General features: G+C 52.9%; 13 protein-coding genes and 1 pseudogene. 6 read left to right on the forward strand and 8 right to left on the reverse strand.

Translation table 11 applies throughout. The annotated features are described in order from the left end of the window. The first annotated feature begins 244 nt into the window (after nucleotides 1-244). Nucleotides 245-643 (forward strand): hypothetical protein, encoded by a 399-nt coding sequence (locus PN477_RS16025; RefSeq protein WP_272117747.1) that lies wholly within the window; start codon nucleotides 245-247, stop codon nucleotides 641-643. Nucleotides 644-802: 159 nt separating this feature from the next. Here the strand turns inward: PN477_RS16025 and PN477_RS16030 are convergent, their stop codons facing one another. Continuing rightward, a complete protein-coding gene (locus PN477_RS16030) occupies nucleotides 803-1,879 on the reverse strand; it encodes a tocopherol cyclase family protein (protein ID WP_272117748.1) in 1,077 nt (358 codons plus the stop codon). A gap of 76 nt (nucleotides 1,880-1,955) precedes the next feature. Here PN477_RS16030 and PN477_RS16035 point away from each other — a divergent pair, with 76 nt between their 5' ends. After that, a complete protein-coding gene (locus PN477_RS16035) occupies nucleotides 1,956-2,627 on the forward strand; it encodes a cysteine hydrolase family protein (RefSeq protein ID WP_272117749.1) in 672 nt (223 codons plus the stop codon). Between the two features lie 10 nt (nucleotides 2,628-2,637). Here the strand turns inward: PN477_RS16035 and PN477_RS16040 are convergent, their stop codons facing one another. The 3 genes from PN477_RS16040 to PN477_RS16050 all read right to left on the reverse strand — a co-directional run bounded on the left by PN477_RS16040 (nucleotide 2,638) and on the right by PN477_RS16050 (nucleotide 5,557). Next, complete coding sequence (locus PN477_RS16040) at nucleotides 2,638-4,275, reverse strand: DNA adenine methylase (RefSeq protein ID WP_272117750.1); 1,638 nt, start codon at nucleotides 4,273-4,275, stop codon at nucleotides 2,638-2,640. A gap of 233 nt (nucleotides 4,276-4,508) precedes the next feature. After that, a complete protein-coding gene (locus PN477_RS16045) occupies nucleotides 4,509-4,721 on the reverse strand; it encodes a hypothetical protein (RefSeq protein WP_272117752.1) in 213 nt (70 codons plus the stop codon). Next, entirely contained in the window at nucleotides 4,679-5,557 is an 879-nt protein-coding gene (locus PN477_RS16050; RefSeq protein ID WP_272117753.1) for a hypothetical protein, read from the reverse strand. Before PN477_RS16050 ends, PN477_RS16045 begins: the two co-directional genes overlap by 43 nt. 79 nt (nucleotides 5,558-5,636) lie before the next feature. On the opposite strand from PN477_RS16050, the gene ribE reads away from it, so the two are divergent. Together ribE and PN477_RS16060 are read left to right on the forward strand one after the other, a co-directional pair. Beyond that, entirely contained in the window at nucleotides 5,637-6,323 is a 687-nt protein-coding gene (ribE, locus tag PN477_RS16055; protein WP_272117754.1) for a riboflavin synthase, read from the forward strand. 75 nt (nucleotides 6,324-6,398) lie between these two features. Further along, a complete protein-coding gene (locus PN477_RS16060; protein ID WP_272117755.1) occupies nucleotides 6,399-8,411 on the forward strand; it encodes an alpha-amylase family glycosyl hydrolase in 2,013 nt (670 codons plus the stop codon). A gap of 86 nt (nucleotides 8,412-8,497) precedes the next feature. Here PN477_RS16060 and PN477_RS16065 read toward each other — a convergent pair whose 3' ends face one another. Together PN477_RS16065 and ftsH are read right to left on the reverse strand one after the other, a co-directional pair. Next, nucleotides 8,498-9,847 carry a cytochrome P450 gene (locus tag PN477_RS16065; RefSeq protein WP_272117756.1) on the reverse strand — a complete coding sequence of 450 codons (1,350 nt, stop codon included), beginning with the start codon at nucleotides 9,845-9,847 and terminating at the stop codon, nucleotides 8,498-8,500. Nucleotides 9,848-9,866: 19 nt separating this feature from the next. Then, complete coding sequence (gene ftsH, locus PN477_RS16070) at nucleotides 9,867-11,765, reverse strand: ATP-dependent zinc metalloprotease FtsH (RefSeq protein WP_272117758.1); 1,899 nt, start codon at nucleotides 11,763-11,765, stop codon at nucleotides 9,867-9,869. 202 nt (nucleotides 11,766-11,967) lie between these two features. Here ftsH and PN477_RS16075 point away from each other — a divergent pair, with 202 nt between their 5' ends. Further along, nucleotides 11,968-12,693, forward strand: a complete 726-nt coding sequence (locus PN477_RS16075; RefSeq protein ID WP_272117760.1) for a 2-phosphosulfolactate phosphatase family protein — start codon at nucleotides 11,968-11,970, stop codon at nucleotides 12,691-12,693. 15 nt (nucleotides 12,694-12,708) lie between these two features. On the opposite strand, the gene PN477_RS16080 is transcribed toward PN477_RS16075, so the two are convergent. Beyond that, entirely contained in the window at nucleotides 12,709-13,863 is a 1,155-nt protein-coding gene (locus PN477_RS16080) for a trypsin-like serine protease (RefSeq protein ID WP_272117762.1), read from the reverse strand. Nucleotides 13,864-13,991: 128 nt separating this feature from the next. On the opposite strand from PN477_RS16080, the gene fabI reads away from it, so the two are divergent. Then, nucleotides 13,992-14,771 carry an enoyl-ACP reductase FabI gene (gene fabI, locus PN477_RS16085; protein WP_272117764.1) on the forward strand — a complete coding sequence of 260 codons (780 nt, stop codon included), beginning with the start codon at nucleotides 13,992-13,994 and terminating at the stop codon, nucleotides 14,769-14,771. 113 nt (nucleotides 14,772-14,884) lie between these two features. Here fabI and PN477_RS16090 read toward each other — a convergent pair. After that, a pseudogene (locus PN477_RS16090) lies at nucleotides 14,885-15,278 on the reverse strand (hypothetical protein); the annotation flags it as partial.

The raw sequence follows: 15,278 nt of genomic DNA on the forward strand, positions 1-15,278 counted from the left end.
CGGTGGCTAGTGCCGTTCTTGGAGATATCGTGAGACCCACAGGTCGGACAGGTCATCTCAATAGCCATGAGCTTGTCTCCCTAGTTATCGTAGTTGTGTAGCCTGATTTTCCTCCGTCCCGTGCATTAATGCACTACCCAAAAAAAAACGACCCGTCACCCGATGTGGGCGCCAGCTCGTCTATTAATGCAGCTCAATTTTAGCATCAGAAAGGGTGAGGGTCACAAAAACCAGAAATATACTCATGGAGTACAAATATATTGTGACCAAGTTAAACCAACAATTACAACTTCTGTTTCCGCCTCAAGGAAACAAAGTCAAGCGTCAGCAACTTATCTCGTGGGGAGTTCCAGAACTGAATCTTGATAGCTGCTCGATGCCTGGTAAAGCTGTCAAATACCTGAATGCTTCGAGTTGCTTCTTGGTTTGTCGTGTAAGCCCACGGCACTGGGAAGTTTTACCTATTCCGCCTAAAGCAGTACAGTACACACGTTCTGAAATTGTGGAGCACTTGCGCCTCCGAAATGGTGAGTTGAGTGGAATTTCAACTGGTGGATTTTTGAGCCAAGGAAGCTACATTGCTTGGCGCGAAAAGCATCGTTACTGGTTGCTGATAGAACGCCCAATGTGTATGTCCGCTTAGTATTTGGACAAATATCTTGGAGGGTTGCGATCGCACTGAAATCTTGATGAATGCGATCGCCCCTTAGCCGGGGGTCTGGGGGGGAGATATCCCACCCAGTGGGAGGTTTGGAGGGCTAGCCCTCCAATATGGATATGGTTTATAGATAACCTTGAAAAATCAAGCACGCGATCGCCACACCTCCGACCAATCACCGCCCACCTCTAGGCCACAGGTGGAACTCGTCGCCGTCAACAGAAGCGATTCACTGCCGTTCCAATGGCGCTCCAAAAGGCGCAGCGTCACATCACCCCGCATTGTATCCCGACAACAAAACTGCATCCCCCCCAGGGTCGGCGCTCGCAGCAGTGTGCCGGTGTGGGTCGTTGTCCCCACCAGTTCCACCCGATACCGCCAATGTTCCGCCCCCATCACCCAGCGCCCCCAGGGGTCAATCTCCCAACTCACACGGCTATTCCAGGGGACAAACTCATAAAACTGCCCGCGATGGTGAATCCCTACCATTGCCACGGATTCCGCCCAGGTCAGCACTTGCCGCCGTCCGCCGCCTGCCGTTAACGCTAAGTCAGGCTCCCCCTCAAAACTATTGCAGTTCAACCAAAACCACTCGCGGGGAAAAGCGCGACCCCAATTTTTTTCGCTGTAGGCGGGGGCTTGGTGGAGGAAATACATCTGACCGTTCCAGTCAATCCAACCGTTGGCGAGGCCGTGGGCCATGAGGATTTGCCAACCGGGTTCAAAGATTTGGAATTGCGAGAGCCAACCCGCTGTTGATTGTTGGGGATGATGGGGCGAACCCCAACCATAGAGGGGCGCGATCGCATAGTCCCAGCGACAATAAAACCCCGTAGCGGGATCGCAGAGATAGCCCTGATTGAGGTGGGCGGTGGCTTGGTAGCCTTCGGTGCTGTGGCGGTGGAATTGGTCGGGGGGGAGTTCGTGGCAGGGTAAGCCGGGGGTGCGCCAATGACCCAAGGCGAGGCGATCGCGCTCTGCCCAAAAGAGATCCACATCGGGAAGCGATCGCCACACATACCCATCCTGGGGGCCGAGGATTTGCGCCGCGCCGCCGCTGTGGGGTTGACCGCCCTGGGGGTCTTCGATGGAATACATAAACGCGATCGTCTCCCCCAACTGAGGCAGCGTGACCCGGTAATACCACCCTTCAAAAAACCGTTGATCACTGCCATCCCAGTGATAACCGCTGTGGGGCGTTTGTAAACGGATGCTCGTCATGGTTCGGCTCGTCGGATACGGTTTGGATTGCACGCTCTGCCCTATCCTAAAGGTTTCTGCAAACTTGGATGCACCCATGGCTGAAATTCTTGCCCACCCTTACCCCTATCCCCTGCCGTCCTTGTCCCAAGTGGCGTTAGTGATTATTGATATGCAGCGCGACTTTCTCGAACCGGGAGGGTTTGGGGAAGCCTTGGGCAATGATGTGACGAAACTGCAAGCGATCGTCCCCACGGTACAGGCATTACTCGCCACCTGTCGCCGCTTGGGAATTACCGTGATTCATACCCTCGAATGCCATCAGCCGGATTTGTCCGACTGTCCCCCGGCGAAACGGGAGCGGGGCAAGGGCAGTTTGACGATTGGCGATCGCGGCCCCATGGGCCGCATCCTGATCCAAGGCGAACCCGGCAACGCGATCATCCCCGAACTCACCCCCGCCCCCGGCGAAATCATCATCCCCAAACCCGGCAAAGGCGCATTTTATCACACCACTCTGCCCCAAGAATTGGCCCAACGTCAGATCACCCACCTCCTCTTTACCGGAGTCACCACCGAAGTCTGCGTCCAAACCACGATGCGCGAAGCCAACGATCGCGGCTACGAATGCCTCCTGATCGAAGATGCCACCGCTAGCTACTTTGAAGACTTCAAAACCGCCACCCTCGCCATGCTCACCGCCCAAGGTGGCATCATCGGCTGGAGCGCCCCCAGCACGGAAGTTTTAGCCGGATTGATCAATCTGTAATCTAGAGAATCTAGAAAATATCCAGTTTCTCCATTAAGAGATATAAAGGCTTTAAATTATGAAATAGCCGATGTTTAGGTGACTCTAAAGGAGTAGAGTCATATTTCCCAGCTTGTTGAAGGTGCTTTTTTACGGTTGTATATGCTATATTCTTTTGAAGTTTTTCAATCACATCTTGTGCAATCTTAAAATCATTTAAATTGTTTGCTTTTTTTAGAGTTTCTATATTCTTCATGACCCTTACTAAAGGCCCACTATTATTTCCTTTTCTAAAAACAAGTTTGTATGCAATTTGACGTGAATGAATTCTTCCGTGTTGGAATTTTGAAATATTCATCATAGCATCATGATATTCAGGATGCTTTTGAATTTGGGCATCGAGATATTCTAACAACTCATTTTTCCATACAAGAACCTCTTTTGCTTTCTGAAAATTATTGCGTTCTTGATTTCGTTTATGATTTAAGATAAATGCTTTTTCAGTTTCTTCAGAACAAAATCGAATACGAATTGAAACTTCTTCAATTCCTTGGATTAAATATGATATGTAACGAGCATGTCCATCAATGATCATATTTTGCTCATTGATATCAATTGGTTCATCATCTTGAATACTGTTAAGATTGGCTGTTTCTTTGATCTTATTTCGATAATAAATGACACTCTGATTATTTTTGTCGGGCTTTCCATAAATATCTTCATAGAGTGGATGAATTTTGAGTTCACTCAAGTTAATCTGTTTTACAACACTTTTTGGAAAATGGTCTAGATTAAAAATATCGTTATCGAGGGGAAAATTAGCAATCAGTAGCTCATGACCACGTTTCGATTGTCGCCCTCCGGTATTGGTCATCCCATAGGATTTTTTCCAAGCTAGAGTCCGAATTTCGCGCCAATTATAAAGCTCGCGTACTTCTGGGCAATCATCAATGGTCATCAGCCAGCGGTGCGGTGATTCGTACAGCACTCTCGCTAGATGTTCGTGATCGAAGCCACGATGTAAATCACCACTTTTTCCGTATAATCCAGATTTTTCAGCGGAAAGATAGGGCGGGTCAAGAAAGATAAACACGTCCTGTCCTGGTCTTGCAATTAATTCGGAATAGTCAACATTGCTTAACTGCACAGAATCAAGCAAGCCGTGAAGATTCCGCAACCGTTCGACACTGGAGCGGGTGAAGCGATCGCAATACGCTGCTGCCGTCATTCCTCCCGATTCCGTTGATCCCCCCGATGTACTCCGATTCAAAATAAAAAACCGTGCTGCACGATGAAACTGATCATCAGGAAACTTATCTGGATCATTCAAATCATTAGTCAGATGTTGCCGGAATTTTTGCCATGCAGGGCTATTGCGACTTGGGCCTCTGTAAGGATGTTGCTTATGAAATTTCCAAACAAAATCTGCCAATTCTTCAGCATTATTTTGTACTTCTTTCCAGAAACTAAAAACTAAGGGGTTTAAATCATTCGCATAGTATTGTGTTGCTAACCCACGTTTAATAGAATTCAATAAAATACTACCGCCACCTAAAAAAGGTTCGCGAAACTCTTGACATTGTTTAAAGAATTTAAATAAGAAAGGAATATCTTTTTGTTTGCCACCAGGATATCTTAGTGGTGTTTGATATTTTTTTTGACTATTCATATTTTTCAAGTATCTAATCTCAATATAGCTTTTTCTTGACTGATGAGATACAGTATGAAGCCTCTCGGTTTCTTTGGGTGAGAGCTTTGAAGTAAGAGATGTGCCTCGTGAGTCGCGAAAACGCTATATCCTCTTAAGCTGATCGGCATTCAAACTACATTATGCCAGTTGCGCTGAAACCCTTGTACAAAGGGGCTTAGAAAAACTAGGGTGCAATTTAGATGACGATTAGCTTAGTCATCACTAAAGGTTTTAGCTGCATTTTCCAAAAAGTCTTCCCAGTCATCATCTCCCGGCAAAGGAATATAGCCATAATATTCTCTTGAATTTTGATAAAACTCTAGCAACACAGTTTCTGGTAAATTTCCAAATCCCATGTCAGTCATAGCTAATAAAAATGAATTTAATTCTTGATCTGAGTTGCAATCTCCAGTACTTCTTGCCATCTTTCATCCATTCTACTCGTTATTATTTTACCGTTGAAATGGCTACGTACAGCATGAACTACTCTTTCTACATAAAAACTATTAGACATAGGAAACCCACTGTCAAGCAAAGACTGCCTAAACTCTTGTAATACACTCCATTTTACTGGAGACCTTATCTCTACACTACATGCGAAGCAAGTTTTACGCTCTTCTTCAGGAACGTCTTCTCTCCATGCTTTTGGTTTACCTGAGACTCCATGAAATGACCATTTTTCATTAGAAGGATTGGATAGTATTCGTTTAGCGCGATTGTGTTCTGTTGTGTCTTTCTGACCATGCCAGCATCGCCTAAATGCATAAGTAATCCAATTTTCAGAAAATAGTTTAAAAAATTCATCAAAATCAAATAAAGCAATATCTAGAACATGATTAACTTTTTTTGGGTGTGTCAATATCAAATCGGCAGGATGTGAAGAAAAACCTTGCTTGGCATTCATGCTCATCATCAATGTTTCAAGCACAGCTTTGAATTTTTTGTCCTCCATAGAACCATGCCATTTAACATTTCTTTGAATTCCATCACGATGAATTTCTAATACTTTTTGATCAAACCACTGAGGTGAGATCCCTAAACGACTAAGATCACTACGATACAGTCGGTTATAAAGAAATGAGCCTTCAACATCTTTTAGTGAAACAGAAACATTATTAAGATACACATCTCCTTTTTTTCGATTGTCATTGACGGCTCCAATTTCACGAACTTCTTTTAATACACCAATATGTGGTAAGACAATCTTACCAATGTTACTCTGTAGCCAATCAATTACCTCTTTTTCTTTGCCTCTAGACATAGAGTTTGATTTCCTGAGTTTAGGTTAACTATACTATGATATCTTGTGAGGAAAAAATTGAAATCATAATGCTGTAATTATGTTTACAGGACTGGTGCAAGGGTTGGGGATGGTGGAAACCGCTGGGATGGATCAACTCAAGATTCAGGTGATGGGGGCGGCGGGGGCAATTTTAGACGGGTTGGAGCTTGGGGATAGTGTGGCGGTGGATGGGGTGTGTTTAACGGTGGATCGGGTTCTGCCCCAGGGGTTTATCGCGATCGCATCTCCCGAAACCCTCCAGCGCACCTGTTTAGGCGTGCGATCGCGCGATCGTGACCCCGTTAATTTAGAAACCTCCCTGCGGGTCGGGAGCAAAATCGGCGGGCATTTTGTCACCGGCCATGTGGATGGAGTGGGGCAACTGCTCGCAGCGGTGCAAACCGCCACCTCCTGGGAAATGACCTTTGGGATTGTGCCGACAGAACGGGAGCAATGGCAGAGTGCGATCGCGCCCTATCTCGTCAATAAAGGCAGCATCGCCGTCAATGGCATCAGTCTCACCGTTGCCCGCTGCGACCCCGACGCGAGCCAGTTCACCGTCGCCGTCATCCCCCACACCTACCACGCCACCAACCTCGCCCACCTTCAAACCGGGCATTGGGTCAACCTTGAAGGCGATATTTTAGGGAAATATGTCGAGCGTTTGCTCCGGGTAACCCCCCAAACCGCAACACCTTCTGATGCAATCACTCTCGACTTTTTAACCGAACATGGTTATTCCTAGGGCAATGGATTGCGATTCGTCCAATCCCCAGCCTAAGATCGGGAAGCTAACGCCTCAACCCACCCGCAGACCGTCATGATTCCAGATCTTTTGTTGCGCCGCAAAACTCACTTTATTTTGTGGCGACCGGGTTGCACTGAACCCGCTCCGCGTTTGTTGCTGGGTCTGTTTGCACGCATCATTCCCACCCGTGAAGGGCTGCGCGAAATTCCCCTCGCGCCCAATCCTGACTTTCCCGATCTGTGGGAAGTGGCGGCGGCGGATTGTGGGCTGATCGAGGGTCAAGTGTATGCCTATTGGTTTAAGGTCAAAAACGTGAACCCCTATGGATTTACGGGCCCGAATGAAATTTTGTATTGCACCGATCCCCTCGCGGCTACGGTGGATCGGCGGCCCTCGCGTCTTGCGCCGATTCCCCCCAATGAGGGCGGCGTGGCCAGTGGTGATCCGGCGAGTGTGGTGCGCTATGACCAGGGACAGTTAATCCCCTGTAATGCGGATGGCGCAACGGTGGTATGGGATGAGGCGCACCCGACGGCGGCACTGCCGAAAAATAATCAGTTGGTGATCTACGAACTGCCCACCCGTTGGACACAGACGGGCCAAGGGGGAAAAGGCATCGGCTGTTTTCGGGATAGTTTGGCGTTGGTGGAACCGGGGGCGATCGCCCCCGATTTTGCCCATGTTCCGGCCGTGGCAGCGGGTCAGTCCCACCTCAAAACCTTGGGCGTAAACTGCTTGGAACTCCTGCCCCCGGCCGATAGTGATGATGTGCTGGAATGGGGCTACGGCACGGCAAATTTTTTCGCGGCTGATGATGATCTCGGCCGCTCCGTCAGTCAAGAAGCCTCAAGTGCGATGACGGATTTAATCGCTCTGGTGGCGGCTTGTCATCGCTTGGGGATGCGGGTGTTTATTGATGCGGTGATGGCCTTTGCGCGGGGCAACCCCTACACGAATATTAATTTTTTGGACTTCATGGTGCAGTGGGGGGTGAATGATCCGGAGCAGGGCGATCGCGACGGCTTCGGCGGCGATCTCTTCAAATACAACTTTTGGGTCGAGGGCTATCATCCCCTCTCCGGCAAAAAAGACTGGTTTGTCCCCGCCCGCGAATACATGAAACTCTACATCGCCCATTGGCTGGAGCAATACCACATCGACGGGGTGCGCCTCGACAGCGTCAACAATGTCGCCAATTATGACTTTTTGCAGGAATTTCGAGACTTTGCTCGGGCCTATTGGCGCGATCGCGGCGGCGACGACGAGCAATTCCTCGTCGTTGGCGAAGAACTCTCCGTCCCCATTGCCCTGATCCATCAAAATCGCCTCGATGGCCTTTGGAATGAAAAATTCAAACAGATCGCCCGCCAAGTCATTTTAGGCAAACCAGCAGCGGGCGATCGCAGCTTTGAATGGAGCGTCCGCAAACTGATCGACTGTCGTTACCTCGGCTTCACCGACGGAACCCAAGCCATCAACTACCTCACCTCCCACGATGTCGGCGGCTTCGGCAACGAACGCCTCTACAACTACCTGCTCAACCAAGGCATCACCGACCTCGAACACCGCATCAAACTCGCCTTCGTCTGTCTCCTCACCGCCGTCGGCATCCCGATGATCCTCGCCGGGGATGAATTCGCCGATCAACATGATTTCGACCTCAGCGACGAACACAGCAACCACAAACAAATAGACCCCGTCAACTTTGACCGCCTCCAAGACCCCTGGCGGCAGCGTCTCTGTCGCTATGTTGCCCGCCTCGTCAAATTCCGCACCCAAGCCCCCGGCCTCGCCGTCAACGACACCCAATTCCTTCAAATTGACTACACCGAAGGCAAACAAGTCATCGTCTGGCAACGGGGCATGGGAGACGATGCCGTGATTGTCGTCGCCAACTTCTCCGACTACGGCACACCAGACCCCTTTGCCCCCACCTCTGAATATTGCGTCAACGCCTGGCCCCAAACCCCCCCCGGCAAACACTGGTGGGAAGTCACCCAAGACCGCATGATCTTTACCGAATGGATCGGCCGCGAACCGATTTTTCCCTGGGAAGCCAAAGTCTACACCCTCATCGATGCCTAACCTCAGCCCCTGCCATTCCCTCTCACTCAATTACAATGAGGGTTTTATTTCATGATTTCAGGGTTGCGATCGCCCCAAAGCAGCCCTTAAACCGGGATTGTGCGTTTCATGGTCACACCGCCCGCCGGGACGAAGGTGATGCCGCGTCGCTGGGGTCGAATCTGGTCGGGGGGAATGAGGTGCAGGTCGGATTGTTGGAGAATCGTGCCGAGGATCAGTTTCATTTCAAACAGGGAAAAGGCCATCCCGATGCAACCCCGATGGCCGCCGCCGAAGGGGAAGAATTCCGCTGGGCTGAATTTGCCGGTGAGGAAGCGATCGCTATTGAATTGGGTGGGGTTGGGGTAGGTTGCCGGGACGCGGTGGGCGAGATAGACGCAGGGAATCAACACTGTGCCGCGATCGCAGATATAATCCCCCAGGGCGTAGGGTTCTTTCACAATGCGGGGTTGGGCAATCAGGGCGATGGGATAGATGCGGAGGGCTTCGTGACAAACGGCGTTGAGGTCGGGGAGGGCGGCGAGGCGATCGGGGGGCGCGTCGGTGACTTCGTTTTGCAACCGCGTGCAGCGATCGCGGTCTTCGTAACTCCATAAAATCGCCCAGGCCAGGGCTGAGGCGGTGGTTTCGTGACCCAATAACAGCAGGGTCATTAGTTGATCGTGGAGTTCGCGATCGCTCATTCCCTGGCCCGCTTCATCTTGGGCGGTTAACAACAGGCTGAGGATATCGGCGCGATCGGGGTTGTCCTGCTGACTAGCGCGGCGATCGCGAATCTCTGCATAGACAAGGCGATCAATCCCCTCCCGCTGTCGCAAAAATCGACCCCAAGGACTCCACGCCCCCAAATCTTGCTGCAACACCGGGAAAAAGAACAGGCTGGAATAGAACGGATCACTAATCGCATCAAGCAGCGCACTGATCCGCTCGGTTAACTCGTCGTAGCGCGGCCCCGGTTCCACGCCAAACACCACCCGCAGGATGATTTGCAGGGTAATATCCGCGAGGGACGATCGCAGATCCAACGTCTGCCCCGTGGGAATCTGAGCCAAAACCTGGCGCGTGATCGCCACGATCAGATCGCCGTAGGTTTTCATGCGATCGCCATGCAACGGCGGCATCAGTAATTTTCGTTGGCGCAGATGTTCCGCCCCGTCAAGCATGATCAAGGAGCGATCGCCGGTTAAGGGGCGAAACACATGGGTCACCTTCCCCAGGGCAAAGGTATCCACGGGCGCAGTAAACACACCTTGCACGAACTCTGGTTCCCCGGTAAACACCACCGGGGGCGACTTCGGCCCCAACACTCGCGTTGTAAAGGTGTGACCATACTGCCGTTGGTAGCGGTCAAAAAATGCGATCGGGTCGCGGACAAGCTCAAGGGTTTGCCAAAGACCCGGATGTGTGGGGCCAGGGGGCAGAGAAGCGATCGCCATGGTCAATCTATCGTCGTCCTTACAGTTTCGCCAACATTAACTTGCGTTGCTTCGAGGGCAATTGGGTATATTCCGCGACGATCTTGCGGAAGTCCTGCCCTTCGATGGTTTCCTGTTCGAGCAGGGCTTCAGCTAACCGATCCATCAAGGGGCGATGTTCCCGAATCAGGTGGCGGGCGCGATCGTAGCAGTGCATCGCAATGGTGCGCACTTGGTGGTCAATTTTCGCCGCCACGGCCTCAGAATATTCCGAGCGATTCCAATCATCCCCACCCAGGAACACCTGTTGACTGCTGGGGGTTTCGAGGGCCACCTGTCCCAGTTCAGACATCCCGTACAGCGTCACCATCCGCCGGGCTAGATCCGTGACTTTTTTAATGTCGCTGGCAGAACCGCTATCGATTTCAAGATCCCCGAAAATCTCGGCCTCCGCCGCTCGGCCGCCCAGGGCCACGGTGATTTTATCGAGAATCCAGGCCCGCGTATACAGGCCACTGTCCACCACTTCTTCATCGGGCACTTGATCCGTGAAGCCCTCAATGCCGCCGGAACGGGGGATAATCGTCACCTTGTTGAGGGGGTCGGAATGTTCAAGGAGGGTCGCGAGGAGGGCGTGACCGAGTTCATGGTAGGCGGTCATGCATTTTTTCTTGCTGTCGAGGAGGGGCTTCATTTTGAGGCCGACGGTGATGCGATCGAGGGCATCTTCGAGTTCTTGTCCGGAAATTTCGTCCTTGCGGCGGCGAGCGGTGAGAATGGCGGCTTCGTTGAGGAGGTTAGCCAGATCTGCCCCGGCGAGGCCCGGAGTCCGGCGGGATAGGAGTTCGAGGGACACATCAGCGGCGAGTTTTTTGGTGCGGCCGTGGACTTCGAGGATTTTGAGGCGACCTTTGCGATCGGGTAAATCCACCATGACCTGGCGATCGAACCGACCGGGACGCAGCAGGGCTGTGTCGAGGACATCGGGGCGGTTGGTGGCGGCAATCACAATCACGCCGGTATTCCCTTCAAAGCCGTCCATTTCCGTCAGGAGTTGGTTGAGGGTTTGTTCCCGTTCATCATTCCCGCCGCCGATGCCTGCGCCCCGTTGGCGACCCACTGCGTCAATTTCATCAATGAAAATCAAACAAGGGGCGTTTTCCTTGGCTTTTTTAAACAGATCCCGCACCCGTGAGGCTCCAACCCCGACGAACATTTCGACAAATTCTGAGCCGGAAATGCTGAAGAACGGAACACCGGCTTCCCCGGCAACGGCTTTGGCAAGGAGGGTTTTACCGGTTCCGGGGGGGCCGATGAGGAGGACACCTTTCGGGATGCGAGCGCCGATGGAGGTGAAACGTTCGGTTTCTTTGAGGAAGGAGACGACTTCTTGGAGTTCTTCTTTGGCTTCGTCAATGCCGGCTACGTCGTCGAAAACAATGCCGGTTTTGGCTTCCATTTGGAAGCGGGCCCGCGATCGCCCAAAGGAAAACGCCTGACCCGATGAGGAGGCGGAACGGCGCAACACCATCACCACCACCGCAAAAATAATCACCAACAGGGCAAGGTTGGCCAACAGTCCCACGGTGGCGCTGTGGTCGGCGGAGGGTTTGACGGAGAAATCGATATTGTTGGCCCGCACCCGTTGGATCAGTTCTGGGTTGTCCTGGAAGAGGTCTACACTGTAGCTCTGTGTGCCTTCTCCGGCGAGGGTGACTTTCCCCATGCCGGTTTCAGGGTCGTATTCAATACTTTGAACTTTGCCCTCATCGACTTGCTTCAAGAGTTGACTGTAGGAGAGCGTATTGGGTTGTTCGTCTTGGGCGATCGCGCCTTGGGGCATCGTCCACTGCAACAAGCTCGCCAAGGTCAGGCCGAGGACAACGTGCCAACGCTTGCGAGTCGCCGCCGACGCTCTGGGGTAAAAGTGCTTCTTCATGCGATGAGGGATACTCGGTAAGGTGTGACGATTACAATTCTTATTTTAAAGTTTCTCACTGGATTTCCGCAGGTTGCCCTTGAGGGAGAACCTGAAGGATAGGGAATCATAAATGATACAACTCGTTAGGATAGACTATACACTCGGTATGTTTCTCGCGTAAGATGTATCGTGCCCTTTCCCTTTTTATCCCCCAACGCCCGTGAAAATCTTTGTTTATCACACCCCTGAACTGACCCCGACCGATCATCTCCCGGACTGTGCCGTGGTGATCGATGTGCTCCGCGCCACCACGACGATCGCCACAGCCCTCGCCGCCGGAGCGGAAGCGGTGCAAGCCTTCCGCGACCTAGACATCCTCACCCAAGTCAGCGCGGCCTGGCCCGCTGAGCAGCGACTCCGGGCGGGGGAGCGGGGCGGCCAACAGGTGGACGGTTTTGAATTGGGGAACTCTCCCCTCGCTTGTACCGCCTCCCTCGTCCAGGATAAACGCCTCTTTTTGAGCACCACCAACGGCACTCGTGCCCTGCAATGTGTTGAGGATGCGCCCTTAGTGCTCACCGCCGCCCAGATTAACCGCCAAGCGGTGGTCAATGCCCTTAAGGATCATCAACCGGAAACGGTGTGGCTTGTGGGGTCGGGTTGGCAGGGGAGTTATTCCCTGGAAGATACGGTTTGTGCGGGGGCGGTGGCGTTGCCGTTCTATGAAGCGGCTGGGGGGGCGATGTTGGGGAATGATGAAGCCCTCGGCGCGATCGCACTCTATCAACAGTGGCAAGAGGATCTCGTGACCCTCTTTTGCCACGCCAGCCACGGCCAACGCTTGATGCGCTTAGATCTCCTCGATGATATCCGCTACTGCGCCCAAACCGATATCACCGATGTTGTGCCCCAACAATGCGAAAAAGGTGTGCTCAAGCGGGCTTAACCGGCTAAACAGGCATTACTGCGATTTTCCTAAAATCTCATCAATAAAATCGGCATAGGCAGAAACTCGCGTATCGAGGAAATATTCTCCGACGCTGCCGTCGAGTGCGTCGGTAATGTCAATGCCCTCGGTTTGGGGGCGGAGTCGTTGGGAGGCAATCCCGGCGATTTTGCCGTCGATAAAGGCGGGGCTGCCTTCGTCGCCTTGGGTCGTGCCGGATTCCCAGGGGAGGCCGATGGGGAGGGAGGGGTTTTGGAGTTGGGCGAGTTGGGCGGGGGGAAGTTGGGGAGCGTTGGGGGGATTGTCGGCGTTAGATGCTGGGGGATCGGGAAGCGGGGGGCGGACTTGAAGGAGTGGATCATCCAGGCTGGAGGGGGTAACATCGTGCCGCAACAGGCCCAGGTCGTAGCGTTGATATTCGCGGCCGAGGGCATCGCGGGAGCGGCTGAACCCGTCAAAATCGTAGAGGAGTTGGGTATTGGGGGCGATCGCATTCGCCGTAGACGGGTTCACTTCTCCACCATCAGGGGGCGTATTGAGGAGATCCCCAAAGGCATCGTAACGATTGCCGCCTATCAGCTTGCGCTGGATGATCGAGCCGCTCACCTCCCCCTGTACTCCATTGCCCGCGATGCCGTAACCGATCCGGGTAAAGGTGCGATTAATTTCATCAACGCCGGGAAAAGAACTGCGGTAGATGGCGTAGCGATCGGCTTGGGCGGGGGCGAGATTGCTGAGTTCGATGATCGCGAGGTTATGGTTGCGTTGGGGGCTGTTGTCCCAGCGGGGGTGAATGTGGACGGCGGCAGCCTTGCGCTCAACAGTGCCACGGGGTAGATCGAAGGTGACGGTGACGCGATCGCCCTCGGCGGTGGTGGAGGGGATGCCGGGGGCTTGGGTTTCAAAGCAGGAGGCAGCGGTGAGGATATGGCGGCCACTGTCGAGGAGTGCGCCCGTGCAGACGGTAGCTTCGCCGTCAATGTTGAGCAAGACCACGCCATCATAGCCTTGGCCGGGGTCAACGTGATACGGAGATGGCGGCGCATCAGAATTCAAGAAAATGCTATCAGACAAGACTCCGCCATCATAGCCTTGGCCGGGGTCAATGTGATACGGAGACGGGGGCGCTTCGGGATTAAAAAAAACGCTCAGGGCCAATAGTTCTAGCATCGGGACTTTTCCAAGGGTGTCGCCCCTGATTTTAACGTCTGCGATCGCGTCGCCCAAGCCTGATACCCTAGAATACTGGGCTGATCTGTACGGCTACATCATTAGACTTTCAGGATTTAAACACAACTATGTTATTAGATTTAACAGGCAAAAAAGCCTTGGTCACGGGCATCGCCAACAATCGCTCCATCGCCTGGGGGATTGCCCAACAACTCCACGCCGCCGGGGCCGAAATTGGCGTTGCCTATCTCCCCGATGAGGCGGGCAAGTTTGAAAAAAAAGTGCGCACCCTGGTGGAACCGTTGAATCCGTCGGTGTTTGTGCCTTGTAATGTCCAAAATGATGAGCAGGTGGCGGCGGCCTTTGCAACGGTGAAAGAAACCTGGGGTAATTTTGACATCCTGATCCACTGTCTCGCCTTTGCCCAGCGGGAAGACTTAACCGGGGAATTTATCAACACCTCCCGCGATGGGTTTAAAACCGCCTTGGAAATTAGCAGCTATTCCTTACCCGTCCTCGCCCAAGCCGCACGACCGCTCATGAATGAAGGGGGTGCGATCGTCACCCTGACCTATCTCGGTGGCGTGAAAGTGATCCCCAATTACAACGTGATGGGCGTGGCGAAAGCGGCGTTAGAAATGTCGGTGCGGTATTTGGCGGCGGAATTGGGCCCCCAAAATATTCGGGTGAATGGCATTTCTGCCGGGCCGATCCGTACTTTGGCCTCTTCTGCCGTAGGGGGCATTCTCGACATGATCCACCATGTAGAAGCGATCGCCCCTCTGCGCCGCACGGTGACTCAGACCGAAGTGGGCAACGCGGCCACCTTCCTCTGTAGCGATTTGGCTAGTGGGGTGACGGGTCAGATTCTCTATGTGGATTCGGGTTACGAAATTATGGGGATGTAGCCCGTTTCAAAGGGTGAAGCGAGTAGCGAGCTAGAAGCTCGCACGACAGAGGCTGAATCTCGCCAGGGTAATGTGAGCCTCTGGCTCACTGATTCCAAAACCACATTTGGAATTTAAGGGGAGTTTTGGCGGTGATGCGATCGCGCCCACCATTGGCCCAAGGGTGCGATCGCATAGACCGCCCCGCTCACCCCCAGGCTCATCAAACCCGCGACCAGGGCACAAAATCCATAGGCAGCGATCGCATCCTCAAAACTCAAAATCACCGACCAATCCGCCGCCGTCATCCCAAACCCCCACGACACAGCCCCAACCCCCGCCACCACGAAGCCCACCGCCAGCCCCGCCGCTGCGATCGCCCCGCGCGGTATCCCCAAACTCAACACCAACAGCCCCACCGCCACCACCACCAACACCCCCAACCGCCACCACACCCCAACGGGCATCCCCAACCAAAACAACCACCCCAGCCCATAGCTCAACAGGCCCAGCACCCCCACCCAGCCC

The organism is Spirulina subsalsa CS-330 (genome assembly GCF_028330765.1).
Taxonomy (GTDB): domain Bacteria; phylum Cyanobacteriota; class Cyanobacteriia; order Cyanobacteriales; family Spirulinaceae; genus Spirulina; species Spirulina subsalsa_A.

Coding starts and splice junctions, on each gene's coding strand:
- PN477_RS16025 (WP_272117747.1), top strand. CDS start 245: ATGGAGTACAAATATATTGTGACCAAGTTAAACCAACAATTACAACTT.
- PN477_RS16030 (WP_272117748.1), bottom strand. CDS start 1,879: ATGACGAGCATCCGTTTACAAACGCCCCACAGCGGTTATCACTGGGAT.
- PN477_RS16035 (WP_272117749.1), top strand. CDS start 1,956: ATGGCTGAAATTCTTGCCCACCCTTACCCCTATCCCCTGCCGTCCTTG.
- PN477_RS16040 (WP_272117750.1), bottom strand. CDS start 4,275: ATGAATAGTCAAAAAAAATATCAAACACCACTAAGATATCCTGGTGGC.
- PN477_RS16045 (WP_272117752.1), bottom strand. CDS start 4,721: ATGGCAAGAAGTACTGGAGATTGCAACTCAGATCAAGAATTAAATTCA.
- PN477_RS16050 (WP_272117753.1), bottom strand. CDS start 5,557: ATGTCTAGAGGCAAAGAAAAAGAGGTAATTGATTGGCTACAGAGTAAC.
- ribE (WP_272117754.1), top strand. CDS start 5,637: ATGTTTACAGGACTGGTGCAAGGGTTGGGGATGGTGGAAACCGCTGGG.
- PN477_RS16060 (WP_272117755.1), top strand. CDS start 6,399: ATGATTCCAGATCTTTTGTTGCGCCGCAAAACTCACTTTATTTTGTGG.
- PN477_RS16065 (WP_272117756.1), bottom strand. CDS start 9,847: ATGGCGATCGCTTCTCTGCCCCCTGGCCCCACACATCCGGGTCTTTGG.
- ftsH (WP_272117758.1), bottom strand. CDS start 11,765: ATGAAGAAGCACTTTTACCCCAGAGCGTCGGCGGCGACTCGCAAGCGT.
- PN477_RS16080 (WP_272117762.1), bottom strand. CDS start 13,863: ATGCTAGAACTATTGGCCCTGAGCGTTTTTTTTAATCCCGAAGCGCCC.
- fabI (WP_272117764.1), top strand. CDS start 13,992: ATGTTATTAGATTTAACAGGCAAAAAAGCCTTGGTCACGGGCATCGCC.